Below are 25,745 nucleotides of genomic sequence, written 5' to 3'. Positions count from 1 at the left end.
GGAGGAACATCATGTCTAACTTAATGAACAACAAGGTAATCGTAATTATGGGTGTAGCCAATGAACGCAGCATAGCTTGGGGAGTAGCTAAATCACTGCATAATCAAGGTGCTAAGCTGGTTTTCACTTACCGTAAGGAAAGATCATTGGAAAAACTCAAAAAACTGCTCGAGCAGCATCAAATAGAAGCGTTGGAAGCCGTTTCCTGCGATGTGCTTGATGACAATAGTGTTATTGAGGCATTTAAGCAATTGGAGCAGAAGGTTGGCGTTATTCATGGCGTAGTTCATTCCGTCGCGTTTGCTGAGAAGGATGAGCTGCAAGGGGAATATGTAGACACAACAAGAGAAGGTTATTTGCTTGCGCAAAACTCCAGCTCCTACTCGTTAGTTGCCGTTGCGCGTGAAGCGAAGAAGCTTATGACCGAAGGCGGGAGCATCGTTACGCAAACGTATATCGGCGCAGAACGAGTGGTAAAAAACTATAATGTTATGGGCGTTGCGAAAGCCGCGCTTGAAGCCAGTGTAATGTACCTTGCTGAGGATTTGGGCAAATATGGCATTCGTGTTAACGCGGTATCTGCAGGTCCAATTCGGACGCTTGCTGCAAAAGGCGTTTCAGGCTTTAATGACATTATGTCCACGATCGAAGAAAGAGCGCCGCTTCGTCGCAATATAGATCAGGATGAAGTTGGAGATGCAACGATGTTCTTGCTTAGCCAGTTGTCGAGAGGCATCACAGGGGAAGTTCTTCACGTGGATGCCGGTTATCACATTCTTGCTTTGTAATTCGTTCAAATAAAAAATGGCTCAGATCTCATAACGAGGTCTGAGCTTTTTTTATGGATGTTTTAACCTATGCGGTAGAGTCGATTCGAACAATAGGTAGATCTGTCTCCTGCAATTCACTTTATTTTGATTGAATAGCGGCTTTGATTTGAAGATTGACAGCTTTTACATCAATAGAAGGTAGTGTTTTATCTTCAAGCTTATACTTTTCTTTTAAGCTTAAAATGCGATAAACGCTTTTATCCAGCATATCCCTCGAAATAACGCCGTCGCGTGCACTTTTTTTGAGCGATTGGAGGACGGATAGCTGCGTTTTGTAATCATGTCCGATGAGGATGATATCACTTCCAGCCAAAATCGAGGTGACTGCAGCTTTCCCAACATCAAAATGCTCCGTTATGCCGCCCATCGTCATATCATCAGTCATAACGACTCCTTCATAACCGAGTTCCTCGCGCAATAATTTCGAAATCATCTTTTTGGAAAGGGAAGCAGGGTAGTCTTTATCGATCTTCGGAATTAACAAATGGGCAATCATAATCGCATCGGTATCCTGCTGGATCGCTTCGACGAATGGAAGCAGCTCAAATGCCTTAAGCTCTGCCAAGGATTTATTCACGACAGGCAGATCGAGATGAGAATCTACTGAAGTATCGCCGTGTCCTGGAAAATGCTTGACGACTGCAGCCACTTGCTTAGATTGAATGGCTTTCATCGTTTCCAGGCCATGTGTAATGACTGTTTCTGCGTTGGTCCCGTAGGATCGATTGCCGATGACAGGATTTTTTGGGTTGCTGTTAATATCTAATACAGGCGCAAAATCCATGTTAAATCCGATGGAGCGAACTTCTTCACCAAGCGCTTGTCCAATTTGAAAAGTGTAATCGGTATTGCCAGCTTTACCAACCTCAGCGGGGGGAGGAAGCTTAATGTACTCTTCGGGCATTCGATTTACTTTTCCACCCTCCTGATCGACACTTAACCATAAAGGTGTTTGATTTTTTTGATTGGTTTCTTTTAGCTGATTAAGCAGTTTTAATATTTGTGCTGCATCGTTCATATTGTCCTTATACAAAATAAATCCGCCAACCCGGTATTTTTCAATCAGCTCTTTTGCCTGCTTATCCATTGAAGTACCTTCAAGACCTACAATGACCATTTGGCCGATTTTCTCATCTAAAGTCATGTTGGCGATTTTTTGTTTAAGTGGATCATTTTGTTCCGCTGGTTTGTCAGTCGATTTGTCAGTCGGTTTCGGGCTAGGCATAATCGTTGGCTGGTCACTTGGACTTATTGTTGGTGATGGAGACGTTGAAGTGTTACCCGTGCTCCAACTTGAACAAATGATTAAAAGGGTTAGTAGTGTAACTGCTTTTTTTATCATCATAAATTCCTCCCTCGTTGCATGATCACCTTTATTGGCACGACTTATGCCTGCTGACAATTTGAATAATGCTCATTTTCCCATCATAAGCTGTATAGGTTATGAAAGCTACTACACTTATTTTAAAGTTGAGGAGGACTATGATGGAGGATCATCCCCAAGATTCAAATAGCAGCACAGTTATCCCTCAGCCCATTCGAGCAAGTGATGGAACGGGAAATATAGACCAAGGTCCGCGAGATATCATGCGTGATATTGAAAACCCGAACATGCTCGTTCCCCCCGTTACCGATTCGGGTTTGCTTCCTAATTTAAAATTTTCATTCTCGGATACACATATGCAATTAAACAAAGGCGGCTGGTCACGCGAGGTAACCGTTCGAGACTTGCCGATTGCAACAACTCTCGCGGCAGTCAATATGAGTCTCACAGCAGGCGGCGTTCGAGAGATGCACTGGCATCAGCAAGCCGAATGGGCTTATATGCTGCTTGGTAAAGCGCGAATTACTTCAGTTGATCAAGCTGGACGCAATATGATCGCTGACATCGGTGAAGGAGATCTTTGGTATTTTCCAGCAGGCATCCCTCATTCCATTCAAGGGCTTGAGGGCGGCTGCGAATTTTTGCTTGTTTTTGACGATGGCACCTTCTCTGATCTGAATACATTATCCATCTCCGATTGGTTTGCACATACGCCAAAGGACGTGTTGTCTGCAAATTTTGGCGTTCCCGAAAGCGCTTTTCAACATATTCCTACCGATCAGGTTTATATTTATCAGGATGAGGTGCCAGGGTCGATTGAAAGCCAAAAGGTGCAATCACCATATGGGGAGGTTCCATCTCCATTTACACATCGCTTGTTGGCGCAGCCACCACTTAAAACTCCTGGCGGAAGTGTGCGGGTTGTGGATTCCTCAAACTTTCCCATCTCGAAAACGATTGCTGCTGCTCTCGTAGAGATACTGCCAGGAGGAATGCGTGAGCTTCACTGGCATCCAAACAACGATGAGTGGCAATATTATCTTGCTGGACAGGGCCGTATGACCGTGTTTGCTGGAAACGGTGTCGCTCGAACCTTTGATTATCGTGCAGGTGACGTTGGATACGTACCATTTGCTTATGGACATTATATCCAAAATACGGGCAGCCAATCACTTTGGTTTTTGGAGATGTTCAAAAGTGATCGCTTTGTTGATGTGTCATTGAACCAGTGGATGGCGCTAACTCCGTGTGAACTGGTTGAAAGTAATTTGCATGTCGGTCCGGAGCTGATGGATGCCCTGCGCAAAGAGAAATGGCCTGTTGTAAAATATCCGAACTTCTCCTATAAACCGAAGTAGGCAGATATCATAATAATGAAGATTTTCTAAAAAGTGATTTCATGCTTTTTGGGAAATCTTCTTAATTTTGTGGACAGGTTCTCTTCTAAAACAGCAATGTGGTAAAGTATAGCTATGATGATAGCCAGGAATAGTACAAATTTTATATGAGAACACGAACATAGGAGAACGATGATGCTGAAATATAATATTTGTTTTATTAAACGCGCCAATGAAATATTGTTGCTAAATCGTGAGAAATCCAGCTGGATGGGCTGCTGGAATGGGATTGGCGGCAAGCTTGAACCGCAGGAGTCTCCGAGGGAAGCGATGATTAGAGAGATTGAAGAAGAAACGGGTATTCGTCATTACGATTTGCATTTTAAAGGATTAGTTACCTGGTCTGGCGATAATTTTGATTTTGGCGGCATGTATGCGTATATAGCAGAAGTGCCGGCTTCCTTTGAATATGCGACACCTAAGAAAACAGATGAAGGGATTTTGGATTGGAAAACATTCGAATGGATTATGGATAAAAACAATGTCGGCATCGTGTCCAATATTCCAATCACACTGCCTATGATGCTGAATGAAGCTAATAGTTACGATCACCATTGCGTCTATAAAAACGAGAATTTAATTGATATCAAACATAAAGAGATTTCTTCCAGCATCGAATCAGATACTTCTAGTAGAGAGCTATATTTAAGCAGTTACGCGATCAAACAAGAATCGCATAGATAATGAATGTACTATAGAGAGGATGAGTCGATTGATTAAAGCGTTAGTCTTTGATTTTGACGGTCTTATTATTGATACGGAAACGCCATCCTATTATGCTTTTCGTCAAGTTTATGAGGAGTATGGAGTAGAGCTGCCTGTGTCGCTGTATGCCAAATGTGTAGGGACGTCGCTGGATCAATTTAACCCTTATACTTATATTGCTGATTGTGTAACTGAAACGATAGATTTAGCAGCTGTTAAAGCAAAATTTAAAGAAGTGTATGCAGAGCTGCTTAAGTCAGCTGATATTCGCCCAGGAGTGATGGACTACTTGAATGAGGCGAAGCGAATGAATCTCAAAGTTGGTCTTGCATCCAGCTCTCAGCTTTCTTGGATAAAGCCATATTTGATTAAACATCAATTGGATCATTATTTTGACAGCTTCAGTACGGCTGATGAGGTTGAACTGGTCAAACCTAATCCGGAGCTGTATTTGCTGGCGCTGCAGAAGCTTGGAGTTGAAGCGAGTGAAGCGATTTCATTCGAGGATTCTTTAAATGGTTTTTTAGCAGCTAAAGCAGCAGGGCTTAATACAGTGATCGTTCCAAACGAGCTGACGAAGGATTTTGCTTTCATGGATTATGATTTACTAATTCCTTCAATGGCAGAAAGAAGCTTGTCTGAGCTTATTGAAACGATAGAATTAAAGGCACCACGTATAGTGGAGAAGCGTTAAGTAATAAAACCATCAAGATTGTGCAGCATTGTTGATTTACATAGAGGATTAGGTTATTTTTCATATAAGAGAATATTCATACTTACAACATACAGAATTGAGGAATGAAAATTGAAATTTAGACCTTGTATCGATTTGCATGACGGTAAAGTGAAACAAATTGTCGGTGAAACTTTGAATGCCGAAATCATAGAGAACTTTGTATCCAAACAAGATTCTGCTTATTATGCAGAACTGTTCAAGAAAGACGCGCTTACGGGCGGTCATGTGATTATGCTCGGCGGCGGAAACGAGGAAGCGGCAGTTCGGGCTCTTGCGGCATATCCTGGCGGTTTGCAAATTGGCGGTGGTATTACTGCGGATAACGCTGCCTTTTATTTGGAGAAGGGCGCATCGCATATTATTGTAACCTCATATATTTTTAAAGATGGTCAGCTGAATGAGGATCATCTTGCGAAGATCGTCGCTGAAGTGGGGAAAGACCGTTTAGTAATCGATCTAAGCTGCAAGGAGAAGGACGGGCAATGGTTTGTTGTGACGAATCAATGGAAGCAATTCAGCGAGTTCGTTGTGAACCAACAAAACATCTCATTCCTTGAGCAATATTGCAATGAGTTTCTTGTTCATGCTGTTGATGTGGAAGGCAAGCAGAGCGGCATTCAGCAAAGTCTCGTTCGTTCATTAACTGATTGGGTAACGATTCCGACAACCTATGCCGGCGGGGCAAGGTCGATTGCGGATATGGATCAATTTAATGAGCTTTCAAATGGCAAGCTGGATATTACAATCGGCAGTGCGCTTGATATTTTTGGCGGGCAATTATCCTATGAGGAAGTTGTTGCCTACAGTAACAAGGCTTAGAGAGAAAACAGCAACGAAGCTGGCTAACTGAGACTTCGTTTCCTAGGTGGTGTTAAGGATGGATGTGGAAGAATATTATTGCAGGTTAAGAAACACTTTTCCAGCAAACCCAGAACGCGAGCCTATTTTTTTATCCATGGAACGGATCTGCGACATATTGTCTTGTACACGCAGAAATGTACAAATACTTTTGACAAAAATGATGGAAAAGAGCTATATCGAATGGTTGCCCGGTCGTGGCCGCGGCAATCTTTCGCAAATCGTATTTCTTGTTTCATACCGTGATATCGTACTCAGCAAAGCGAAGTGGCTAGTCGAGAAAGGGAAGATCAACGAGGCTTGGAGCATGCTTGAGATGCTTCAGGATCCAGCTGTGAAATCCGAAATTATGACATGGTTGTCTGAGTTGTTTGGCGTGAAGCGGGATATGGAGGAGAAGGATGTACTGAGGTTTCCGTTTTATCGTCCTCTCTTGCGCTTAGATCCTGCTTTTGTCTGTCGCCGCATGGAGACGCATTGGATAGAGCAGGTTTTTAATACATTGGTCAGATATTCAAATCAAGATGGTAAATTCCACCCTCAGCTTGCTCATTACTGGGAAAGCAACGTTATGAAAACGAGCTGGACGTTTTTTTTGCGCAAGGGCGTTCGTTTTCACAATGATAAGATAATGACCTCGCGAGATGTCGCATTTACTTTTCAAAGACTGCTCACAAGCTCGCCTGCGGAGTGGTTAACGTCCAAGATAAAGGAAATAAGAGAAACGAGCAAGTACGGCATTACCTTCGAGCTAAATGAGCCTAACGCGCTGTTTCTTCACTTTCTTTGTACGGAACGTTATTCGATTGTACCTGAAATGCTCGATGGTACTGGTTCTGATGAGCAGTTTGCCATCATGCCTATTGGGACTGGACCGTTCAAGATTACCAAAAACAATGAGTCTATGCTCGTTGCAGAAGCCAATGAGTTTTATTTGGAAGGTTGTCCTCATCTGGATCGCATTGAAATGTGGGTGTGGCCAAACTATGAGGAAAATCAAGAGCAGCTGCAGTCAGACGGTGAAGATCAACTGGTTTATTTTGAAGCGCAAATCAAGGAGAGTTTAAGACCAGCGCTGGCACAATTGGAGAAAGGCAGCACTTTTATTACCATCAATACAGCGAAAAAAGGCATCACGCAGCAAATGAAGTTTCGCCAAGCTTTGCACTACGGAATAGATCGGCAGCAAATGATCCACGAATTAGGCGGCATTAGGCACCAGCCTTCAACCGGCTTTAATTTAGAGGATACCGATAAGGCTTTCTATAACGATTATGATACGCAACTAGCGGCAACATTGCTTGAAGAGTCAGGATATAAGGGCGAGACCATTACGTTATATACTTATGAAATGCCTGCGAATGATCAAACTTCGAAATGGTTGCAAAGGGTATACAAGCATTTAGGCATTTCACTAGAAATCGTAAAGCTTTCGCTCGAAGAGCTCGCTAATCCCGAAATCATAATGAAAGCGGATATGATCCTTAGTGGGGAAGTACTCGGAGAGCAGCCTGATATTTCGCTTATTGAGATGTATATGTCAAAGAACAGTTTTATTACGAACCATCTGGGTGCGGTTGACAAGATGAATATCAATCAACAAATTTCAAATTGTTTGCGGTATGAGAATTCAGATATTAGAATGGGTTATTTGATAAGCATACAAGAGGAGCTCAAACGAAATTTCAGCATATTGTTCTTATATCATAGCCTGCAGATTGTAGGACATCATCAAACGCTGCAAGGAATTTCGTTAAACGCATGGGGTAAAATCGATTATAAAAACGTCTGGTTAAGAAATACGTGATGATTAGATCGTTTTTATTTGGATATGCGAGGTGAGATTATGAATGAGCAGGAGCTCATCGACAACATTGTCAAAGGTATAGACACACTTCATGGCAGCAGTCGAATTTCAAAAATAAATAAAGGTTATTCGAATGATCAAAAGTTTCTAGTCGAGAAGAACGGCCAGCTCTATTTGCTGAAATGTTTCGCGTTGGATGAGCTTGCAGCGAAACAAGCTGAATATGAAGTGATGCAGCGTATGCAGCTATATGACGTTAATTGCTCCAAGCCAATCGAAATGAGTACTCTGCGAAATACAGAGATGGGTTACATGCTACTAACGTATATTGATGGCGATGAGGCTACCGAAGCTATTCCTGCCTATTCCGCTGAGGTTCAATATACAATTGGATTGGAAGCGGGACAAGAGCTTGCTAAGATGCATAAGTGGCATGCTCCTGCTTCAGTCTTGTCATGGCATGACCGTAAGCTTGCAAAGCATAAGAGCTATATCGAGCAATATATGGCTAGTGGGGCTCGAATGAAAGACGATGAGCAGATTCTATCCTTTATTGAACAAAATCTGCATCTGATGAAGGATCGGCCTAACGTTTTTCAGCACGATGATTTCCATGTGGGCAATTTAATTGTAAAAGAAGGCAGATTAGCCGGCGTCATTGATTTTAATCGATGGGACTGGGGAGATCCGGTACATGAATTTCTGAAGGCCGGGATGTTCAGCAGTGAAATCAGCATTCCATTTACGATTGGTACGATTAAAGGATATCATGCCGAACAAGAGCCTGATGAGAAGTTCTGGACCTTATATTCTCTTTATCTTGCGATGACGATTATCTCCTCAATCGTTTGGATATTGAAGGTGCGGCCAGTTGAGCTGCCCATTATGGTAGAGAAGCTGGAGCGAGTGTTAGAGGATCATCATTATTTTGACAGCATAGTTCCACGATGGTATTTGGAGGTTCAAGAATATGAGACCGGATCATTATAAGCTTATGTACGAATTTGTAAAATGGGCAGGCGGACATTCGCATATTACTGGAATTGCGTTTGTTGGGCCTTGTGCGGACGATGAGAGTGAAGAGGATTCGAATTTAAGCTTTCTTCTCGTTACCGATAAGAAGCAAAAAACAGTAGATGCCATTTTATATCAGTTCCAATACGAGGCTATAGAGCAAGCGACGAAAGAGGAATATGTTTTGCTAACCTCTCTAAAAATAGAGTATGCAAGTGGAATCGAAGCTGACTTTGGTGTTGCAGATACCGAGTGGCTGCATAGACCTTTGGAGCAGGGATTGGGTGACTTGTTAGTGCAAGGCTTCAAAGTCATTTGGGAACAAGAAGAAATGTTCGATGATATTTTAAGAGCGATTGCTAGACATGCTGTTGAACTAGAGAATGGGGCTCTTTAATATAAAGCAGGCTGTACCTAATGGTCAAAAACCTTTAGATCCAGCCTGTTTTTTTATTAAGAACGAAATGTGAAAGAGACCAGCTCTGCTGATAGTACATATTTTGTTTCTAAGGCAGTTGTCGTAATGGTCAAAAAGTTAGCGTTAAATGCCATCAACTGGCCTTCTTCATTTCCTGTTGAGGTCGTTATATAAATAATGCTGCCAATATGGCGCTTGAGTAAACTATAAATAGCAGTACCTGGAAGAATCTGATTTCCATTTGAAATAATAGACATCGCAAGCCTACTCTCCTTAGAATCTTGTTTATGAAACTGCTGGATTCTCGTGGACATATATAATGTTTGCATAAAAGATTCGCAGCTCGTATAGAAAACTATCTTGATCGAAGGAAACGAGTATAAAGTCGTTACCAACCTGATCGAGTCTTCCGATTACAGCAAGCTGACCAAAGCCATTCGTCATGACAAACACTTCTTTGCCGAGTAAAGCGATCAAATCGCCTGAAAGCGTTGTTGACATGAGCACAAACCTCTTCTCATAGGGAGTTATGAAATTGTTTCAATGTTCGTGATGAAGGAAAACGGGATAAACATCAAAGTGCCTGCGACCGTGTTTAATTGGACAAGTGTTGATTGTACGCTGATTACTGTTCCAGTGAACCCGGTCGGCTGTCCCGGTGTCATAACGTTAATGAGAGTACCTACAATAAGGTAGCCATTAAGCAGTGTAATGAGCTCTGTAAAGTCAAACCCGCTTGACGGTCCCGGGGGACCCTGAACGCCTTGAAGACCCTGAGAACCCTGAAGACCCTGCGGTCCTAATGAACCGGGGACGCCTTGTGGTCCTTGAATGCCTTGAGGACCAACAGCTCCAGCCGCTCCTTGTGCTCCTGCTGCGCCTTGAGGACCTGTAAGACCGGTTGGACCGGCAGGGCCTTGCAAACCTCTTTGCCCACTTGGACTTCCCTTTTTCTGTACTTTAAGGTGGCAGCGATCGGTCTTTCTTTTTTTGTGTTTCCGCACAACTTTAGGTTTACATTCCGTATTGCTCAGACTGCCATTGCTATGATGTAAGTGCAGCTTGCCATGAATAACGACATTTCTCTTTTTACTCACTATTTTTTTCCGTTTCTTGCTCACAGTCTGAAGCTGCACTGTGGTTGAATTTGCAGAAGCTATCAAAATATAATCCCTCCTATAAAGCTATTGCTCCTATATATGTATTTCTTTTTGCCAGAAAAGGGACTAGGGATTACCCCAATTATGCTAGTGAAGAGGATAGATAGACGTATTTTCATAGTTTTCAAAAATGATTTGAATGGTAAAAGGGATTATAAAAACAATCTACCCTATAATCAACTTAAGATGTATAATCATGGGAATCAATAAGCAAAGGAGAGAGGAATAGTTATGATACATTATCAGAACGATAAAAACTTGTCCGCGCAAGACTTGTCGCAAGTATTTGCGAGCTCTGGGATTAAAAGACCTTATCAAGATTTAGAACGCTTGCAAAAAATGATCGATCATGCAGATATCATTATTAGTGCATGGGACGGCAATAAACTGGTCGGAATAGCGCGGGCGATTACAGACTATTCCTATTGCTGCTATCTGTCTGATTTGGCAATTGATCACGACTACCAAAGATTAGGTATCGGCAAGGAGCTGGTAGAGCGACTTAGGCAAACACTTGGTGCGCAAGTGTCACTTGTCTTGTTGTCTGCACCTTCAGCTGTCGACTATTACCCGAGAATTGGATTTACCTCTACGGATAAAGGCTTTGTAATAGCAAGAGAACGTTAAGTTTATTTAGAAACGTAGAGAGGGGGAAAGTCAGTGATCGAGTCGAAAATAGCTATTAATCAAGATGTTCATATTCATTACTTAGATTCAAAACCAGATGCAGACCAAAAATTAACCCCATTAATCATATGCCCAGGGTTATCGGAAACAGCTGAAGAATATGAGGATTTATTGTTATATTTATTGCCTCGAAGAGCAATCGTTCTCTCGTTCCGCGGGAGAGGGCAAAGCGATACGCCGTTTAATCATTACGATCTAAAAGATCACATAGCAGATCTTTCAGCTGTTGTTGAAGCTGCAGCCGTGGATCGCTTTCATCTGATGGGATACTCTCGCGGTGTATCTTATGCGCTTGGTTATGCTCAAACGAACGAGCATCACTTAGAATCACTTATTTTAGAAGATTATCCTGCAGAGCATAAACAAATGTCGGCTGAATGGCGTCACGATTATATTTTTAATTATTTGAAGCCGATGAAGCGGGAAGAGAAAATAAGAGAACAAGCGGTTATCGGAATTGAGCGGGACTCTTCACAGCTGCAGCTGGATGTGAAGCTTAAGCTGCCTGTTCTTGTTATGAGAGGGATGCTAGAGGGATCATTGCTTAGCGATGCGGAACTAATTCATTACAAGAAGTTGTTCAGCAATATAACGGTTAAAGAGTTTTTTGAGTCTGATCATAATATTCGCGGTACCGAAAAGGAAGAGCTCTATCAAACAATCGAACAGTTTATCAAGCATCGTTAGAAAAAGTAGGACGGTTGCGGTTCAACTTGAAAACCCAGTTGACAATGAAAATGATAATTGTTATCATTAGGTGACTTTTGAGGTGAAACTATTTTTACTTCACAGCCATATATCGTCTTACAGGGGGAACTATCGTGATTAACCGCAACAAGAGATTTGTACTTGTATTTATGAGTTTGATTGTCCTATCCATTTGTCTAGCAGCTTGCGGAGGTAATAAAACAAATAATACACCTGCTGCTACAGTGGCTCCAACAGATGCGCCAACAGAAAGAAAACTAACAGATGCATTAGGTAACGAGGTTACCATTCCAGCTAATCCTCAGCGCGTCATCGCTTCTTATTTAGAAGATCACTTGGTAGCTATAGGCATTAAGCCAGTTGCTCAGTGGTCCGTTCCTAACGGTATTCAAGATTACTTGCATGATTCGCTTGCTGACGTTCCAACTATACCGTATGATCTTCCATTCGAAGCCGTAACAAGCTTTGAACCAGACCTTATTCTTATGGCATATGATGCGAATGTGGAAGGCGATAAATTTGCGCAATACTCCAAAATTGCTCCAACCTTCACCATTGGCGATAAATTGATTGCAGACTGGCGTGCTACTTTGCTGAAAGTCGGAGAGGTTTTTGGAAAGAGTGCAGAAGCGCAAAAAGCTTTGGATGAGTATGATGCAAAAGCGAAAGCTGCTAAAGAAAAACTGCAAAGCGCAATCCCAGGTGAATCAGCTGCAGCTCTTTGGTTTGTACAAGGCAACTTTTATATCGTAAGTGAAAAGCTATCGAGTGGTGATCTTCTTTACAATCAATTAGGTTTGACTGTTCCAGAGGTTGTAAAAGAAGTTTCTGCAACAGGAACGGGCAACTGGAACGCCATTTCGCTAGAAAAACTAGCTGAACTTGATGCCGACCATTTGTTCCTCATTAACAGCGGCACAGATGCGGATTCCCAAGCATTAAGCGATCCAATCTGGAAAAACATCCCTGCTGTGAAAAACGGTAAAATTTATGAGTACCCAAGCACATCAAGCTGGTTGTACGCAGGTACGATTGCTTATTCACAAGTCATTGATGATGTATTGGAAAGCATTGTGAAATAATAGCAGTAGAGTTGAACAAAGGGCTGTACCTCCGTGCGAATTGTGCATTGGGGTACAGTCCTTTTCTATGTGGCAAGCCTTCCGTACCTTTTGAAATCCATGTATAATCATGGAAGATAGGACACTGGACAAGGAGTTGTATAATGATGACTTTTCATATGAAATCAACCGTACCGATTCTTCGCATTTTTGATGAGGCGAAAGCACGAGACTTTTATTTCAATTTCTTGGAATTTAAATGCGATTGGGAGCATCGTTTTGAGCCAGACTTGCCGCTCTATATGCAAATCTCTAATGGCGATTGTGTCATCCATTTATCGGAGCATTATGGCGATAGTACGCCTGGTTCAGCAATCCGCATTGAAGTAGACAATGCCAAGGCGCTTCAAGAGCATTTGTTAGCCAAAAAATATAATTTCGCTAGACCTGGCTTTGATGAAGAATGGAATCAAGTGAGCATTACAGATCCATTTGGAAATCGTCTGCACTTTTATTCTGCTAAGTCTGAGGAAATTAGTTAGATACGGTTGAATTAGAGACATGTGAAGGGGCTGAAATATTGGATCAATTGATTTTAAATATGGCTAGAGAGGTTGCTATTGCTGCAGCTTATGAAGCGGGCCGGCTTACACGTGAGAAGTTTGGAACATTGGATCATTATGAAGAAAAAGGCGACCATGGCGATATCGTTACGGAAGTCGATTATTTGGCAGAGAGCATCATACTAAATAAAATTAGAAGCGTATTCCCCGATCATCGCATTCGATCAGAGGAATATGGCGAGAATGATCTGACTAGCGAATGGCTGTGGTTGGTCGATCCACTTGATGGAACTAATAATTTTGCGGTTGGATTGCCGTTGTTCGGCATCTCGATCACGCTCTCTTATAACTTTAAACCGGTGTTGGCGGTCATTTATGAGCCGATGACAGATCGTTTGTACGTGGCAAGCTCAGGCGAAGGCACTCTATGCAATGCTAGGCCAATACATATGAAACAATCAAAGGCTTTTGCAAAAGCGAGAGTTGGCTGGATACAAGGTCATGCGGTGCAAAATGAACAGCGTGCCGTAACGCTTAGACATTACATAGACGTTAACACGAAGCGGATGATGCGGCTGTGGGCGCCAACGCTGCAATGGACGATGCTTGCCAGAGGGGATTTGGATGCAATTATCGTTTACAACTCGGAGGGCGAGGATCTATATTCAGGTATCTTAATGGTTCAGGAAGCGGGCGGCGTTGTCATTGATTATGAAGGCAATTCTTTTAAGGGCGTAAATGAAGAGCCTTATTTAATTGCATGCCACCCTGATCATCAGACCTATTTTATGAACCTTGTTAAAGAAGGACTGGCAACGTAAGAAAAGGATGGAAATCGCTTTATTCGTATAAAATAAGGAAACAGTTTTTGGGTAGTGATCGACCCGCTAAGGAGAGACAACATGGTAGAAGCACTCATAGGAAGCTTTATTTCTGCAATGGCTACCGTGCTAGGCGCGGTTCCGCTGCTCTTTGTCAAAAGCCTTTCGGAAAAATGGAAGGACATATTGATTGCTTTTACAGCTGGCATCATGGTTTCTGCGTCTACCTTTGGCTTGCTGCCGCAAGCTCTCAAGGAATCTGGGCTAATCCCACTGACGTTAGGACTTTTAATTGGCGTGATTGCGCTTGACCTCATTGAAAAAAATCTACCCCATATCGATATTGAGCAAAAAAGAGGGATCTCATCCTTTGACAGCAAGTCGCTGCTCGTCATATTTGCATTAATCATCCATAACATTCCGGAGGGCTTAAGCACCGGCTTTAGTTATGCAAGTACGAATGGCGGACTTGGACCGATGGTAGCTATTGCAATCGGGGCTCAGAACATGCCGGAAGGGCTCGTCCTTGCCATCTTCCTTATTCATTCCAAGGTGAGCAAGCTGAAGCTTATGCTAATCGTAACCTTGACGGGTCTAATGGAGGTTGTCTCTGCGATAGTCGGTTATTTTGCCGCAAGTTATGTGGCTGGGCTTATTGGCTATGGACTTGCGTTTGCATCTGGTGCTATGTTGTTCATCGTCTATAAGGAGCTAATTCCTGAGACACATGGACATGGTTATGAACGTTCTGCAACCTATTCCTTTATCATAGGGCTGCTTGTGATGGTGTATATTAGTCATTTCTTTGGTTAATCATTCCAAAATCAAGATGTAATTTTTACGGGAAGCACAAACTTTATATTTTAATTGGTTTTTCAAGCTTTATTCGTTTACAATGAACGATAGAAAAGGGAGGTATCATAATATGTCGAAGATAAACAGGATGTTGCTTGACGTTGATACAGGCATTGATGATGCTTTAGCCATCTTATATGCACTGCTTTCACCAGAGATTAAGGTAGAGGGTATTACGACGGGATTTGGGAATATCGACGTTGAACAAGCTACGGAAAATACGCTGCGTGTCATTCAAGTTGCAAATTGCGGTTATGAGGTTCCCGTTGCGAAGGGTGCATCAGGTCCGCTCAAGCGTGTGTTCCCAGGCGCTGTCGCTCATATTCATGGACATAATGGCATCGGCGATGCAGAATTGCCGCCAACTCATCAGAAGCCTCTGGAGGGTATATCTGCTGCGGAATTCATCGTTCAGAAAGTGAATGAGAGCCCAGGAGAGCTTATTCTTGTAACTGTAGGCAGACAAACGAATCTAGCTCTCGCTCTACAGCTAGATCCTTCCATTGTAACGAAATTCAAAAAGGTCGTTATTATGGGTGGAACAGTATTCGCACCAGGCAACATTACACCCGTGAGCGAAGCAAATCTGTACGGTGATCCAGAGGCAGCAGCGCTAGTATTCGAATCAGAGCTTCCAATTACAATTGTCGGCTTGGATGTAACACAGAAGACTCGTCTTACAAAAACACATATGGAGCAATTATCACGCGAGATTGCTGATGATAAACATGAAATCCTTGATTTCCTAAATGTCGCTTTAGAGCGTTATTTTGAATTTTATGCATTTTCTAATCACTTTGACGGCGAATGCGCAATGCATGATCCGTTAGCTGTTATTGTAGCTATTAATCCTTCTCTCGTGAAAATAGAAACGATGAATGCGGTTATTGACTGCGGTGAAGGTTTAACGGCAGGGATGATCATTACGGATCTCAGAGTACGTTCGGTTGTAGGCCGTCCTGTTGATTTCTGTTTGGAAGTTGAGCAGGAGAGAGCGATCTCCCAGCTATTATCCGTATTTAAAAAAGGGGAATAATCATCAATGGAGCAGAGGCATTCACGCGAGTCCAGATGTTACAAAACGGCAAGAGTATTTCCGCCGGACGTCAACAATCACAATACATTGTTTGGCGGGAAACTAATGGCTTACATCGACGATATTGCTTCGATTGCAGCAACCAAGCATTGCCGGCGTTCAGTCGTGACCGCCTCCACAGACTCTGTTGATTTTTTGCATCCCATCAGACCTTCTGATTCGGTATGTTTAGAAGCGTTCGTGACGTGGACAGGCCGAACCTCAGTAGAGGTTTTTGTGAAGGTGATCAAAGAGGATTTGTTAAGCGGCGAACGTAAAATTGCAGCAACCTCTTTTTTAACCTTTGTTGCACTGGACGAGAATCGGAAGCCCGTTCCTGTACCAATCGTTGTACCGGAATCGGATGAGGAGATAAAACTGTTCGAGACAGCTGAACACCGAGCGGACATGCGCAAGGTGAGAAGAGATGAAAGCAAAAAGTTTGCTGGATTTTTGACGGTTACTTATCCTTGGGATTAACTTTTGATTTCTCAAAAGACTGCGTCAGCATAAAAATTGCTGTCGGGGTCTTTTTTTTGATGAAATTTAATGTTTAGCATTATATTTGTTGAATCGCTTGCTGTTTTTTTGGGGGTATTGAGAGAAAATCCAGTGTACTTGTATCGATTTATGTGTAAAAATGATCCGAAATACGGGTGTGGAACAAATGTTCTCATATAATTTAGCCTAATTAGATGATATTTTTCATCATCTTGGGCAAAATTGACTTAAATGCCGATCTGAAAGGAGATATTGCATTAAGAATTGGGTGAATTGACTAAAATTAATGGTTTTTATCCCCAATATGCTCATTTCGCGAGTGGGGAACATTTGTTTCCTTTTTATGTTTTAGCGCTCAGATAGTAAAGGCAGCTCTTTTTATCGGAGCTGCCTAAACATTAGATTAGCAGCTTTTGTCCTTTTTCTTCGGTATAGCTTCGTCGTTTCTGCTTTGCTTATCACCAAATTGATCGAGTCGAGATGGACTTGAAGCTGGTCCATCATTATCAGGTTTATTATTTCTTCCTGTCAATGTCATCACCTCCAGCATTATAGGGTGAGCAGGATCTGTCCATTTCATACCCACAAAAATCGATGAATTGGAGCCTGTTTGTCCAGTTAGACGTAGTAGTGTATGTACAACATTTTTTTCAGTCTTATTATTCAGAGTATGGAGAGTGCTGCAGGATGAATTTTACTTTCGTTTTTACACGTGCATTTTTGTTAAGTTTAATGGGTGCAATCGGGTTCATATGGATATCCATTTGGATTGGCGATCAGCGAATTGCAAATTTTGATCAGAGCATCATCAGTAAAATTCAAGGAGCGGAATCTGATACTCTTACAGCGATAATGAAGTTTTTTTCGTTTATTGGATCAGGAGTTATGGTTTCTATTTTAGCGATCATCATGTTAGTCGTATTAGCAAAATTGCAATATAGAAGAGAACTGTACTTCTTTGCAGGAATCTTAATTGGATCAACCATTTTAAATAGTGTGCTAAAATTGAGTTTTCAACGTGTCAGGCCAACGATTTACCGCATTATTGAAGAAAATGGCTACAGTTTTCCGAGTGGACATTCCATGGCCGCTTTCACTTTTTACGGGATTATCATTTTTCTATTATGGAAGCATATTCCGAAGGCGTATTGGCGTGTCATTTTGATCTTAGTTGGTTCAGTTATGATACTGGGGATAGGGATTAGCCGGATTTATTTAGGGGTCCATTTTCCAAGTGATATTGTAGGTGGATATTTGGCTAGTGGGACATGGCTTGCTGTATCGATCGGTTTGTATCAGTATGTGCTCGATAGAAGAAATCGCAAATTGAAAAGTTAACTGGGCTGGGACTTTATCAAGCATCATTGAATGTTTATGGAGGATTAGAACAACATGTTTGGTCAAAATCATCCTAATTCTTAATAAAATGATCGGAAGAGAGTGTCTTTTTCCGGTCATTTTTTTGTAAAGTGTAGAGACTATTTGGTATAGTTGTCGTTAATGACGAAGCATTGAGGAGTAAATATGAATTGTATTGCTATCCAACATTATTATAAAGTGAAGAGAGAAATCACAAGTGTAGAACAAAAAACAGTAGTGGATGAACGTGTTATGTATTTATACAAAGAGAAAATTGTTACTAAGTACCGTGAATTTCCGATAACGGAAGTATTCGATTTATCGTATAAACCGATTGGCGGGGATGGCGGTATTTTCTATTTGCACACGCTGCAGGGTGTTTTCTCGTATATGCTATCCACAGATCCAGCGTCTTTTATAGAAGCGTTTAAGGATTTAAGCAGCTCTTCTCCAAAAGAATGATTCATGTTGAAAATGAACCAATAGCGTTGTAGCTCTTGATGAGACCGCCCTTGATTAAAGGCGGTCTTTCCATGTTTAAACAGGTATCCATTTTGCCGTATATGAAGAAGGACGAACCTTACTGCTGTAATCTTAGCTGTAATCTTAATGGAAGCTTAATTGTTAGCCCAATAATGAATAAGAGTTAAGGTCTAGTTAAAGCTGAGTTACACAAGATCTAAGAGTGGTTTGTTAGAATGAGGAAGACAAAAGCAAAGCTATATAAATAAGCAGGTGATTTATCGGAGATTCAACTGAATTGGTTAAAACAAAGAATGTAGAATAAGGGGAGAAAATGAATGATGAAAAAAATACTTAGATTTTTACTTAAAGCTGTAATTGTCATTATTATAGCTATTGTAGTTTTTCTAGCCGTCGTTTTTATCGTTAATATCATCAGCAATAAAACGGACAAAGATAAAATCGTATCTTATGGTCAGCTTGTACCTGTAGACGGGAAAAATATGAATGTTTTGATTCAAGGCGATGGCAAAGAAACGGTTGTGGTGCTGCCTGGTTACGGAACTGGAGCGCCAGCGCTTGATTTCAAACCACTAATTGATGAGTTGGCACCATTTTACAAAGTAGTCGTGATTGAGCCATTTGGGTATGGCTTAAGTGACGTTACAGAAAAAGAACGTACTACTGAAAATATAGTGAAAGAAATTCATGAAGCGCTGCAACAGCTAAATATTAACCGCTACACGTTAATGGGCCACTCTATAGCTGGTATTTACGGTCTAGATTATGTGAACAAATATGAGAATGAAGTTACAGCATTTGTTGGGATAGACAGCAGTGTTCCAACGCAAGGCGGTTTAGATGAACCATTTCCATCAGATGTTTATAAAATACTCAAAAAGACTGGTTTCTTGCGATTGTTATCAAAACTAACCGACGATCAGCTTATTGCACCAGAAGTTAATGATGAAATGAGAGAACAGATTAGAATAATCTCTCTCAAAAATATGATGAATCCCAATATCATTAGTGAAGGGGAAAATTTCAAGCCTAATTTTGCCGCTGTTGAGAATTCGAAATTCCCGAAAGACCTTCCTGTTATTTTCTTTTTAGAAGCGAATAATACGGATGTTGAAGGCTGGGAAAAATTGCATGAAGRACAGATAAAAGATCTAGTTCATGGAAAATTGATGACATTTGAAGGCACGCATTATCTACACCATACAAGGTCCAAAGAAATCGTGGAAAACTATAGGAGCTTTATGGAGGATGTAAATAAAGGCCAGTAGAAAGTTCCGGCCATATACAATTGAATATGAAGCAGGCGTTCCTGGACTACTGCCGGGAGCGCCTTTTTTCGTGTTAAGTATGATAATACATAGAAGAAACCCCGATTTTGTTTCCTTAAGCTTGGATTTGAAAACCCTGAAATCATCATCTACCTTTCTATACAAAAGTGAACAGCCGGAATGAGAGAAGTAGGGAAATAAACTGACAGCGTGATCCTTCCGGAGCTTATGCTTTTAGAAAGGGTTGGGATAATCAGCAGCTTGGAAGAAGGGAGAAATAGAAATGAAGTATTGGGCTTTGCGATATAATATGGTAAAATCTTCAACTCCATAAACGCAGAGACGATCCCACATGTAGCGTCATCTTTCAGAGAAATTATCTCTCAATAACCGTTGTTTCCGGAGTTCCTGGATTTGAAGACATCCCAAGAGGAGGAAAACAGAAATGAAGAAGAAGATGGTTACGACTTTATGCGGTACCATGATACTTTTGGTGGGCATAGGCACAGGTGCTTACGCGAGCTCGAATCTCCAAGAAATTAAAGCGTTGTTAAACGGAGATTTAAAAATCAGAGTGAATGGGGAGATTACCCCTCTCAAAGATGGCAATGGCAAAGCGGTACTTCCTATTACTTATAAAGGAACTACATATCTTCCGGTACGATCTGTTTCTGAGCTGCTGGATGTTCCGGTGAAATATGACGGGACAGCCAAAGAGGTGATTATTGGCGAACAGCAGGCAGGCATACCCGTGAAGCAGGAGGATTTCAACACCAGTCTGCATACCAAGGATCCTGCACTGACCAAATACGGCGGCAAAAATTATAAGGAAGTTCTGTACAGCGCACCTAATTCCAATATTAAATATACCGCGCTCAGCCCTAACGGCAAATATCAGAAGCTTGTTCTGCAATTCGCTGCGATCGGCAAGGAAGTGGAGATTCTTGAAATTAGGGATAATGATAAGAATGTGCTCCTTAAAAAAGTAGAGAAGATTTCGCCTAATAGTGATCTCCAGACGATTGAGGTAGATATTTCTGGAGTAAAGAATATCGCAATAAATGTGACACAAGCTGTTGACGGCGGGTTCATTATTCCGCTAGATACTTCAATTTACAAGTAAGATTAAGCAAAGAAGCCCACAATGCCCGTATAGGCGTAGTGGGCTTTTTTTCATGTGAAATTACATTAGATTTTTTCTTGTTCTTTTGGTTTGAATGACAGACTCATTCTTTAAAATAGGGCGTAATCCCGCTTGAATATAGGTTCTCCACTAACTTGAAAAATTGTTCTGACGATAAATCCTTTTGACGCTGGAGCCAAAGACGAAATAAAGAAAGGGAAGTTGTCAGGTAAAACTCAATTAAGTATGGCGTTAAGGAATGGTTTTGCGGAATGTTTAATTCTAATTGATCCAAAGTGATTTCATTTTTTAAGCGTTTTAAAAAATGGGCACTTCCATAATCACCCAAAAGGGCATTGAGAACCAGGAGATGTTCTCTTTTGTCCAGACAATAGAGCGTATCTTGAACCGTATGCATCGATAGCTCTTTATTCGCCAATTCTTTTTTCATTTCATTCAATAAGTCATTTTCAATAGAGTCTAACAATTCGTAAATGTCGGTAAAGTATTGATAAAAGGTGCTGCGGTTATATCCTGACTTATTCGCAATTTCCTGAACCGAAATTTTCTCAATCGGCTTTTGGCTATATAACTCACAAAAAACTTCTACAAACTGTTGTCTTGTTTTCTCCGTTATTTGGGGTTGCTTTTTCATGTTTCCCTCCTACTAGCGATAAAAATATCATCCGACAAATAATAAAAAACTGATGGTTGATCAAGGAATAATGAAGATTTATAATCACATCATACAACATGTTGTCTGATAATCAAAAAGGAAATGTTAATAAGTAGGGGTGGTTTAAATGTCAGCAAAACAAGTTAGAATTTTAATTTTTGGTGCAGGTGTCATCGGGAGCATGTACGCAATTAAGCTTATTGAAGCAGGGTTTGACGTTACCCTGTTTGCACATTCTAATAGATTTAAATCATTAAGAGAAAATGGCCTGCAATATAAAGAAAAAGATACAGTTAGATCGATACAAGTGAATGTCATCGATACGCTYGAAAATGACGATATATACGATTTTATTTTCGTTACCGTTCGTTATGATCGGTCCGAATCAGCGTTGTTAGCGCTAAAAGATAATCAAAGCAAAAATATAGTTACGATGACGAGTAATTCAATTGGATTTTCTTCTTGGCTGGATATCGTAGGGGATAGACTTTTACCAGCTTTTCCAGGCTTCGGCGGACAGATTAAAGATGGAGTATTGCATGCTCGATTTCTACCAAAGATTATAGCAGCAACTGCATTTGGAGAAATAAATGGTGTAGTGACAGAACGCATAGAAAACCTCGCAAAATTATTTAAAACAGCAAAGCTTCCTTACGTTATTAAAAAGGATATGCAGGCGTATCTAATCACACATTCCGTATCAGACATTGCCATGTTAAGCGTTTTGCATTCTGAGAATAAGATAATTGACAAAAAAACAGTCAGAACCAGAAAGACGGCACGCAAAATAACAGTCACCTTAAAAGCGTATCTCAGGGCAATACAAAAAGCTGGCGTTTCAATAGATCCACCAATGCTTAAAATAGTGCTTAAATTTCCAAACTTATTTTTGGATATTTTCTTTATGACATGGCTACGAACTAAAATGGTTAGGGATATGATGTTGCCGGATTATGCGAATAATGCTAACAATGAGATTGTGCAGCTAAGTTATGATTTAATGAAATTTTTAAATCAAAATGATATCAAATCGGAAATACATGTTCAGTAACTGTTTTGTTGAAATATTATGGTATTTTTTTTTCTGCAACAAAAAAGAGAAGAAAGTAAAAAGTAGATATACGTTATTAATGCATGTTTGTGTCGCAACATAACAAATCGATTATCTAGCATGAAAGCATTTAAAGAAGGTTCAATTCAGCTGAAGTCAATAAATAGTTAATACGCAATAAGATAACAAAGTATCAATGATATGAATGTTGAGATTACCTTTAAGACTAATCCGAAGACCGGATTAGTGAAGTTGTTTTTATTTCTGATTTAGAAATAATCATACATTGACAACAGATACAGAATAAAGGTTTTTGTACAGATGTCCCAGTAATTAGCGTTAAACTAAGGGGCAGAATAGCGCAACTTCCAACTACTGGAATCGTATAAGTAATTGGTGAGTTTACGACCATACATTTACAATTGAGTGTTTTTAAGGAGTGAGAAAATGAGTGTTTACTCGAAACACATTAGAATAATCATTCTTGGTGTTGTTTTAACCATTTGCGTAGTGGGAGTTACTATGGCTTTTCAAAGCGATGCTAAAAGCACGATTAATCAAAGCCTCACAAATCTTCCTAGCTATCCTGAAAATGAAAATGGACAGACATACGGTTCTGCCAATGAAAGCACTTCCGTTGAAATGCAACCTGACTTAATTTTTTCAGGAAGTGTGAATGGCATTGCAGGATACTTGCTGAAAAAAGATTATCTCGGTGAACTTAGTCGTAATGTCCCACTGTATGATGTTGATGGAGTAAACATAATTGGTTCTTTGTATATTAGCCCTAAGAATATGAACTATCCTAAAAATAAAAACGGACAGACATACGGTTCTGCTGCAGATGCAACTTCCTACGAAACGGGACCTGATTTAATTAGTGCAACAGGTGTGGATGGCACTACGGGATATTTGCTAAAAAAAGATATAGACGGTGAGCAGCCTAAGACACCCGAGGAAGCTCTAGCTATACAAAACAGTAGACCCCCAGGTGGTTATGATATCCCGCTATATGACATTGATGGTAAAACCGTTATTGGTGTCTTTCATATTGGAGGCAATTGATAAAAAAAATGTCTTTCAATTGTTTAGCTAACGGGAGGTTTAGTGGAGGGTAAGCAGGTGCTGAACGAGTTGAGTGTCTTATTTGTGAACTTTGCGATGGACTAGCCCGCAATTCAAAGTAAGTCCATTGTCCATGAGAAAGTATCTAAGTTTTACTTTGAACGGCTGCAAAAGTTGAAGGAAACAGTGCACTAAAGGGAGACAATAGCGTAATATCCAGGGAGCAATTCGCCGTTGCGGCAACTGCTCCTTCTGTCATTAAGCTAAAGAGTAGGTTAGTGCAGTATTCTGTTCAAGGTCTGGGCTTCAAGACACGAGAAATTCGTGTTCATAAATCGCTTGAATCCTTTCCAGAACGTTCTGCGCCTGCTCTTTAAACTTTAATTCCGCAACCCGTCCTTTTAGCAAAAATACGCCGTTCTCATGATGGTGTTCACCAATAGCCCCTTCATACAGCTTGTTAGCACCGAGGGTAGGAGGCGAGAAAAATAGCTTCATCAATACTTCAACCAAAACGGGTAGTCCGGATTGTTTCCCTTTTCTAAGTGTATTGTTGCTACCTGGGTCAACGCTACGGATCTTGATACCATTCTTGGCGAGCTGCGGTGCAATGGCCTGAGTCCACAGAGAAAGAGCTAGCTTTGAGGTCGCGTAAGGACCAAGCAACTTGCGAAAGGTTTTGGGATGCTCCAGGTCTTCGATCGAAAACTCTTTTGTAAATTTTAGAGCTGAAGATGAGGTATTGATTACCGTTTTTAAACGACTGATTTTAATTAGTTCCTTCAATTCCATCAGAATAATATACGGAACGACAGTCATCAGTTCATAATGTTTCTCGCGTCCTTGTTTCGAATAGCTCAGCTCGGGAAAAGACCCTCCGGCGTTATTGAACAAAATATCGATCCGCTGCTCCTTGCTTTTGATCTCTTCCAAAGTAAGTCTCAAGCAGGCATAATCGGCGAGATCATCCGTTTTATAAATTCGAAGCGAACCGCTCTTGACCGCATTCTGGATGCTCCTATCGTCGGCTGGAAAATCAGAACGGTTTACAGCAACCACATGCCAGTTCTCCGACAGTAATTTCCGTGTTAGTTCTAACCCGATCCCAGCGCTTGCGCCTGTAATCAATGCGATATGTTCACTCTGGTCCTTGTTCATTGTACATCTCCTTTTTAATTTGATTCGATAGTGCACATTCTATAACTTGAAGTCGACTCCAAGTCAAGACGCGAAAACAAAGCTTTTCTCCAAGGATAAGAGATTTGACTTAGAGCCAGCTTCAAGATGTATAATGTACAAAAATCAATCTTAGGGAGGGAACAGGATGAAGGAAGAGCAATGCTTTACGATAAAGCAAACCGCTGGACATACCGGAATTACTGAGGATACGATTCGTTATTACGAAAAGATCGGGTTGCTGCCTCGCGCAGAGCGGAAGGATAACGGGCACCGCATCTATCGGCAGGAGGACATCAATACGATCCGGCTGATAGCATGCCTGAAAAAAACGGGGATGCTGCTAGAGGAAATTCGACCTTTTTTGGCGGTCTCGGCCGATACTGATCCCGCGGAATATCCGGAGCTTGTTGAACTCTTAAGAAGTCATCGTGAAAATATTATCAGCCAGATCACATCACTGCAGCAAGTTGTTGATTTTATCGACATGAAGTTGGAGGAGGGGAGATATAGACGGGACTGCAAGGATGAGTGTCTAGACGGCGTACCAGAGAAAATGTTGGGTGAACCGAAAACAAAGCCTGTCTCACCCGGCGAGATGAGGTATTTTTCCGTATCGGCCAAAGCGGGCAAGTCACATGCTTCCGCAAGATAAGCTCGCCATAACAAGAGTTTAGTTCAATAGCATACAACGATGAGCAGGCGCTGTAGTGACCTGCTCATTTCATTAAACTCCCTCATAGAATAAGGTTTTTCTCACGAATACTCGCGAATTCGCAGGATTTCACATATAGATTTAAATAGGAGTTTAAATGATTACATAACATGGGCTAGGCAGTTCCGTTTGAGGGCATGCGGGAATAGAAGGTGTTGGTCTATTTACAACATCTTCCTCAGAAAGATTTGCTGCACGCCTCTCTCCACAAGGTCCTTGGGATTCACTCTCCCAAATCTCAACGGGTCTAAGCCCTTACATTCCTTCGTCCTATCTTACCAAGGTGTGGAGTCCGATCAACCGATCAAC

Annotated in this window: 30 protein-coding genes; 23 read left to right on the top strand and 7 right to left on the bottom strand. The window is 41.2% G+C overall.

Translation table 11 applies throughout. The annotated features are described in order from the left end of the window. The first annotated feature begins 11 nt into the window (after positions 1-11). Positions 12-788: an enoyl-ACP reductase FabI gene (fabI, locus tag AB4Z50_RS32160; protein ID WP_076269326.1), complete on the top strand. Its 777-nt coding sequence runs from the start codon at positions 12-14 to the stop codon at positions 786-788. Between the two features lie 121 nt (positions 789-909). Here fabI and nagZ read toward each other — a convergent pair whose 3' ends face one another. Further along, positions 910-2,172: a beta-N-acetylhexosaminidase gene (gene nagZ / locus AB4Z50_RS32155; RefSeq protein WP_441885763.1), complete on the bottom strand. Its 1,263-nt coding sequence runs from the start codon at positions 2,170-2,172 to the stop codon at positions 910-912. Positions 2,173-2,312: 140 nt separating this feature from the next. On the opposite strand from nagZ, the gene AB4Z50_RS32150 reads away from it, so the two are divergent. The 7 genes from AB4Z50_RS32150 to AB4Z50_RS32120 all read left to right on the top strand — a co-directional run bounded on the left by AB4Z50_RS32150 (position 2,313) and on the right by AB4Z50_RS32120 (position 9,068). Beyond that, positions 2,313-3,512, top strand: coding sequence for an oxalate decarboxylase family bicupin (locus AB4Z50_RS32150; RefSeq protein ID WP_441885760.1), 1,200 nt, complete (start codon positions 2,313-2,315; stop codon positions 3,510-3,512). Positions 3,513-3,686: 174 nt separating this feature from the next. Continuing rightward, the gene (locus AB4Z50_RS32145; RefSeq protein ID WP_441885757.1) at positions 3,687-4,235 is read left to right on the top strand and encodes an NUDIX hydrolase; all 549 of its coding nucleotides are present in this window, start codon (positions 3,687-3,689) and stop codon (positions 4,233-4,235) included. A gap of 28 nt (positions 4,236-4,263) precedes the next feature. Continuing rightward, positions 4,264-4,950 (top strand): HAD family hydrolase, encoded by a 687-nt coding sequence (locus tag AB4Z50_RS32140; RefSeq protein ID WP_441885754.1) that lies wholly within the window; start codon positions 4,264-4,266, stop codon positions 4,948-4,950. A gap of 111 nt (positions 4,951-5,061) precedes the next feature. Continuing rightward, entirely contained in the window at positions 5,062-5,811 is a 750-nt protein-coding gene (gene hisA / locus AB4Z50_RS32135) for a phosphoribosylformimino-5-aminoimidazole carboxamide ribotide isomerase (RefSeq protein WP_441885751.1), read from the top strand. A 58-nt stretch (positions 5,812-5,869) separates the two neighbouring features. Continuing rightward, positions 5,870-7,657 (top strand): ABC transporter substrate-binding protein, encoded by a 1,788-nt coding sequence (locus tag AB4Z50_RS32130; protein WP_441885748.1) that lies wholly within the window; start codon positions 5,870-5,872, stop codon positions 7,655-7,657. 39 nt (positions 7,658-7,696) lie between these two features. Then, entirely contained in the window at positions 7,697-8,647 is a 951-nt protein-coding gene (locus AB4Z50_RS32125; RefSeq protein ID WP_441885745.1) for an aminoglycoside phosphotransferase family protein, read from the top strand. Continuing rightward, positions 8,628-9,068, top strand: a complete 441-nt coding sequence (locus tag AB4Z50_RS32120; protein WP_441885742.1) for a hypothetical protein — start codon at positions 8,628-8,630, stop codon at positions 9,066-9,068. Before AB4Z50_RS32125 ends, AB4Z50_RS32120 begins: the two co-directional genes overlap by 20 nt. A 56-nt stretch (positions 9,069-9,124) precedes the next feature. On the opposite strand, the gene AB4Z50_RS32115 is transcribed toward AB4Z50_RS32120, so the two are convergent. The 3 genes from AB4Z50_RS32115 to AB4Z50_RS32105 are packed head-to-tail and all read right to left on the bottom strand — an operon-like array spanning position 9,125 to position 10,252. Next, entirely contained in the window at positions 9,125-9,346 is a 222-nt protein-coding gene (locus AB4Z50_RS32115) for a hypothetical protein (RefSeq protein ID WP_441885739.1), read from the bottom strand. 28 nt (positions 9,347-9,374) lie between these two features. After that, positions 9,375-9,590 (bottom strand): hypothetical protein, encoded by a 216-nt coding sequence (locus tag AB4Z50_RS32110; protein WP_339209148.1) that lies wholly within the window; start codon positions 9,588-9,590, stop codon positions 9,375-9,377. A gap of 26 nt (positions 9,591-9,616) precedes the next feature. Next, complete coding sequence (locus AB4Z50_RS32105) at positions 9,617-10,252, bottom strand: hypothetical protein (protein WP_441885736.1); 636 nt, start codon at positions 10,250-10,252, stop codon at positions 9,617-9,619. Positions 10,253-10,480: 228 nt separating this feature from the next. Between AB4Z50_RS32105 and AB4Z50_RS32100 the strand changes: the two genes are divergently transcribed. The 8 genes from AB4Z50_RS32100 to AB4Z50_RS32065 all read left to right on the top strand — a co-directional run bounded on the left by AB4Z50_RS32100 (position 10,481) and on the right by AB4Z50_RS32065 (position 16,499). Further along, positions 10,481-10,876: a GNAT family N-acetyltransferase gene (locus AB4Z50_RS32100; RefSeq protein WP_441885733.1), complete on the top strand. Its 396-nt coding sequence runs from the start codon at positions 10,481-10,483 to the stop codon at positions 10,874-10,876. Positions 10,877-10,909: 33 nt separating this feature from the next. After that, positions 10,910-11,623, top strand: coding sequence for an alpha/beta fold hydrolase (locus tag AB4Z50_RS32095; protein WP_441885730.1), 714 nt, complete (start codon positions 10,910-10,912; stop codon positions 11,621-11,623). Between the two features lie 134 nt (positions 11,624-11,757). Continuing rightward, positions 11,758-12,726, top strand: a complete 969-nt coding sequence (locus AB4Z50_RS32090) for an ABC transporter substrate-binding protein (RefSeq protein WP_441885727.1) — start codon at positions 11,758-11,760, stop codon at positions 12,724-12,726. A gap of 143 nt (positions 12,727-12,869) precedes the next feature. Further along, positions 12,870-13,247: a glyoxalase superfamily protein gene (locus tag AB4Z50_RS32085; protein WP_441885724.1), complete on the top strand. Its 378-nt coding sequence runs from the start codon at positions 12,870-12,872 to the stop codon at positions 13,245-13,247. 38 nt (positions 13,248-13,285) lie between these two features. After that, on the top strand, positions 13,286-14,089 hold the full coding sequence (locus AB4Z50_RS32080; protein WP_441885721.1) for an inositol monophosphatase family protein: 804 nt from the start codon (positions 13,286-13,288) through the stop codon (positions 14,087-14,089). A gap of 81 nt (positions 14,090-14,170) precedes the next feature. Beyond that, positions 14,171-14,902: a ZIP family metal transporter gene (locus tag AB4Z50_RS32075; RefSeq protein WP_441885718.1), complete on the top strand. Its 732-nt coding sequence runs from the start codon at positions 14,171-14,173 to the stop codon at positions 14,900-14,902. A 112-nt stretch (positions 14,903-15,014) separates the two neighbouring features. Then, a complete protein-coding gene (locus AB4Z50_RS32070) occupies positions 15,015-15,980 on the top strand; it encodes a nucleoside hydrolase (protein ID WP_441885715.1) in 966 nt (321 codons plus the stop codon). A 6-nt stretch (positions 15,981-15,986) separates the two neighbouring features. Continuing rightward, positions 15,987-16,499 carry an acyl-CoA thioesterase gene (locus tag AB4Z50_RS32065; RefSeq protein WP_076269341.1) on the top strand — a complete coding sequence of 171 codons (513 nt, stop codon included), beginning with the start codon at positions 15,987-15,989 and terminating at the stop codon, positions 16,497-16,499. Between the two features lie 424 nt (positions 16,500-16,923). Here the strand turns inward: AB4Z50_RS32065 and AB4Z50_RS32060 are convergent, their stop codons facing one another. Next, on the bottom strand, positions 16,924-17,052 hold the full coding sequence (locus tag AB4Z50_RS32060; protein ID WP_256710960.1) for a hypothetical protein: 129 nt from the start codon (positions 17,050-17,052) through the stop codon (positions 16,924-16,926). A 155-nt stretch (positions 17,053-17,207) separates the two neighbouring features. Here AB4Z50_RS32060 and AB4Z50_RS32055 point away from each other — a divergent pair, with 155 nt between their 5' ends. The 4 genes from AB4Z50_RS32055 (at position 17,208) to AB4Z50_RS32040 (ending at position 20,753) form a co-directional block, all read left to right on the top strand. Next, positions 17,208-17,858, top strand: a complete 651-nt coding sequence (locus tag AB4Z50_RS32055; protein ID WP_441885711.1) for a phosphatase PAP2 family protein — start codon at positions 17,208-17,210, stop codon at positions 17,856-17,858. Positions 17,859-18,044: 186 nt separating this feature from the next. Continuing rightward, positions 18,045-18,341, top strand: coding sequence for a hypothetical protein (locus tag AB4Z50_RS32050; RefSeq protein WP_441885708.1), 297 nt, complete (start codon positions 18,045-18,047; stop codon positions 18,339-18,341). Positions 18,342-18,679: 338 nt separating this feature from the next. Then, positions 18,680-19,630, top strand: coding sequence for an alpha/beta fold hydrolase (locus AB4Z50_RS32045; RefSeq protein ID WP_441885705.1), 951 nt, complete (start codon positions 18,680-18,682; stop codon positions 19,628-19,630). 445 nt (positions 19,631-20,075) lie between these two features. Continuing rightward, the gene (locus AB4Z50_RS32040) at positions 20,076-20,753 is read left to right on the top strand and encodes a stalk domain-containing protein (protein WP_441885702.1); all 678 of its coding nucleotides are present in this window, start codon (positions 20,076-20,078) and stop codon (positions 20,751-20,753) included. A 103-nt stretch (positions 20,754-20,856) separates the two neighbouring features. Here the strand turns inward: AB4Z50_RS32040 and AB4Z50_RS32035 are convergent, their stop codons facing one another. Next, positions 20,857-21,408 (bottom strand): TetR/AcrR family transcriptional regulator, encoded by a 552-nt coding sequence (locus tag AB4Z50_RS32035; RefSeq protein ID WP_441885699.1) that lies wholly within the window; start codon positions 21,406-21,408, stop codon positions 20,857-20,859. 148 nt (positions 21,409-21,556) lie between these two features. Between AB4Z50_RS32035 and AB4Z50_RS32030 the strand changes: the two genes are divergently transcribed. Further along, positions 21,557-22,480 (top strand): ketopantoate reductase family protein, encoded by a 924-nt coding sequence (locus AB4Z50_RS32030; protein WP_441885696.1) that lies wholly within the window; start codon positions 21,557-21,559, stop codon positions 22,478-22,480. Positions 22,481-22,927: 447 nt separating this feature from the next. After that, complete coding sequence (locus AB4Z50_RS32025) at positions 22,928-23,545, top strand: hypothetical protein (RefSeq protein ID WP_441885693.1); 618 nt, start codon at positions 22,928-22,930, stop codon at positions 23,543-23,545. A 306-nt stretch (positions 23,546-23,851) separates the two neighbouring features. On the opposite strand, the gene AB4Z50_RS32020 is transcribed toward AB4Z50_RS32025, so the two are convergent. Then, positions 23,852-24,703, bottom strand: coding sequence for an SDR family NAD(P)-dependent oxidoreductase (locus tag AB4Z50_RS32020; protein WP_441885690.1), 852 nt, complete (start codon positions 24,701-24,703; stop codon positions 23,852-23,854). A gap of 166 nt (positions 24,704-24,869) precedes the next feature. Here AB4Z50_RS32020 and AB4Z50_RS32015 point away from each other — a divergent pair, with 166 nt between their 5' ends. After that, entirely contained in the window at positions 24,870-25,376 is a 507-nt protein-coding gene (locus AB4Z50_RS32015) for a MerR family transcriptional regulator (RefSeq protein WP_441885687.1), read from the top strand. The last annotated feature ends 369 nt before the right edge of the window (positions 25,377-25,745 follow it).

This window comes from Paenibacillus sp. 2TAB26 (assembly GCF_052115145.1).
Taxonomy (GTDB): domain Bacteria; phylum Bacillota; class Bacilli; order Paenibacillales; family Paenibacillaceae; genus Pristimantibacillus.
This window is presented reverse-complemented; position numbering and strand designations above follow the sequence as displayed.

What these genes read in the sequence shown, in the direction of transcription:
- fabI (WP_076269326.1), top strand. Translation starts at nt 12, where the DNA reads ATGTCTAACTTAATGAACAACAAGGTAATCGTAATTATGGGTGTAGCC.
- nagZ (WP_441885763.1), bottom strand. Translation starts at nt 2,172, where the DNA reads ATGATAAAAAAAGCAGTTACACTACTAACCCTTTTAATCATTTGTTCA.
- AB4Z50_RS32150 (WP_441885760.1), top strand. Translation starts at nt 2,313, where the DNA reads ATGATGGAGGATCATCCCCAAGATTCAAATAGCAGCACAGTTATCCCT.
- AB4Z50_RS32145 (WP_441885757.1), top strand. Translation starts at nt 3,687, where the DNA reads ATGCTGAAATATAATATTTGTTTTATTAAACGCGCCAATGAAATATTG.
- AB4Z50_RS32130 (WP_441885748.1), top strand. Translation starts at nt 5,870, where the DNA reads ATGGATGTGGAAGAATATTATTGCAGGTTAAGAAACACTTTTCCAGCA.
- AB4Z50_RS32125 (WP_441885745.1), top strand. Translation starts at nt 7,697, where the DNA reads ATGAATGAGCAGGAGCTCATCGACAACATTGTCAAAGGTATAGACACA.
- AB4Z50_RS32120 (WP_441885742.1), top strand. Translation starts at nt 8,628, where the DNA reads ATGAGACCGGATCATTATAAGCTTATGTACGAATTTGTAAAATGGGCA.
- AB4Z50_RS32115 (WP_441885739.1), bottom strand. Translation starts at nt 9,346, where the DNA reads ATGTCTATTATTTCAAATGGAAATCAGATTCTTCCAGGTACTGCTATT.
- AB4Z50_RS32110 (WP_339209148.1), bottom strand. Translation starts at nt 9,590, where the DNA reads ATGTCAACAACGCTTTCAGGCGATTTGATCGCTTTACTCGGCAAAGAA.
- AB4Z50_RS32100 (WP_441885733.1), top strand. Translation starts at nt 10,481, where the DNA reads ATGATACATTATCAGAACGATAAAAACTTGTCCGCGCAAGACTTGTCG.
- AB4Z50_RS32085 (WP_441885724.1), top strand. Translation starts at nt 12,870, where the DNA reads ATGATGACTTTTCATATGAAATCAACCGTACCGATTCTTCGCATTTTT.
- AB4Z50_RS32075 (WP_441885718.1), top strand. Translation starts at nt 14,171, where the DNA reads ATGGTAGAAGCACTCATAGGAAGCTTTATTTCTGCAATGGCTACCGTG.
- AB4Z50_RS32070 (WP_441885715.1), top strand. Translation starts at nt 15,015, where the DNA reads ATGTCGAAGATAAACAGGATGTTGCTTGACGTTGATACAGGCATTGAT.
- AB4Z50_RS32065 (WP_076269341.1), top strand. Translation starts at nt 15,987, where the DNA reads ATGGAGCAGAGGCATTCACGCGAGTCCAGATGTTACAAAACGGCAAGA.
- AB4Z50_RS32055 (WP_441885711.1), top strand. Translation starts at nt 17,208, where the DNA reads ATGAATTTTACTTTCGTTTTTACACGTGCATTTTTGTTAAGTTTAATG.
- AB4Z50_RS32050 (WP_441885708.1), top strand. Translation starts at nt 18,045, where the DNA reads ATGAATTGTATTGCTATCCAACATTATTATAAAGTGAAGAGAGAAATC.
- AB4Z50_RS32040 (WP_441885702.1), top strand. Translation starts at nt 20,076, where the DNA reads ATGAAGAAGAAGATGGTTACGACTTTATGCGGTACCATGATACTTTTG.
- AB4Z50_RS32035 (WP_441885699.1), bottom strand. Translation starts at nt 21,408, where the DNA reads ATGAAAAAGCAACCCCAAATAACGGAGAAAACAAGACAACAGTTTGTA.
- AB4Z50_RS32025 (WP_441885693.1), top strand. Translation starts at nt 22,928, where the DNA reads ATGAGTGTTTACTCGAAACACATTAGAATAATCATTCTTGGTGTTGTT.
- AB4Z50_RS32020 (WP_441885690.1), bottom strand. Translation starts at nt 24,703, where the DNA reads ATGAACAAGGACCAGAGTGAACATATCGCATTGATTACAGGCGCAAGC.
- AB4Z50_RS32015 (WP_441885687.1), top strand. Translation starts at nt 24,870, where the DNA reads ATGAAGGAAGAGCAATGCTTTACGATAAAGCAAACCGCTGGACATACC.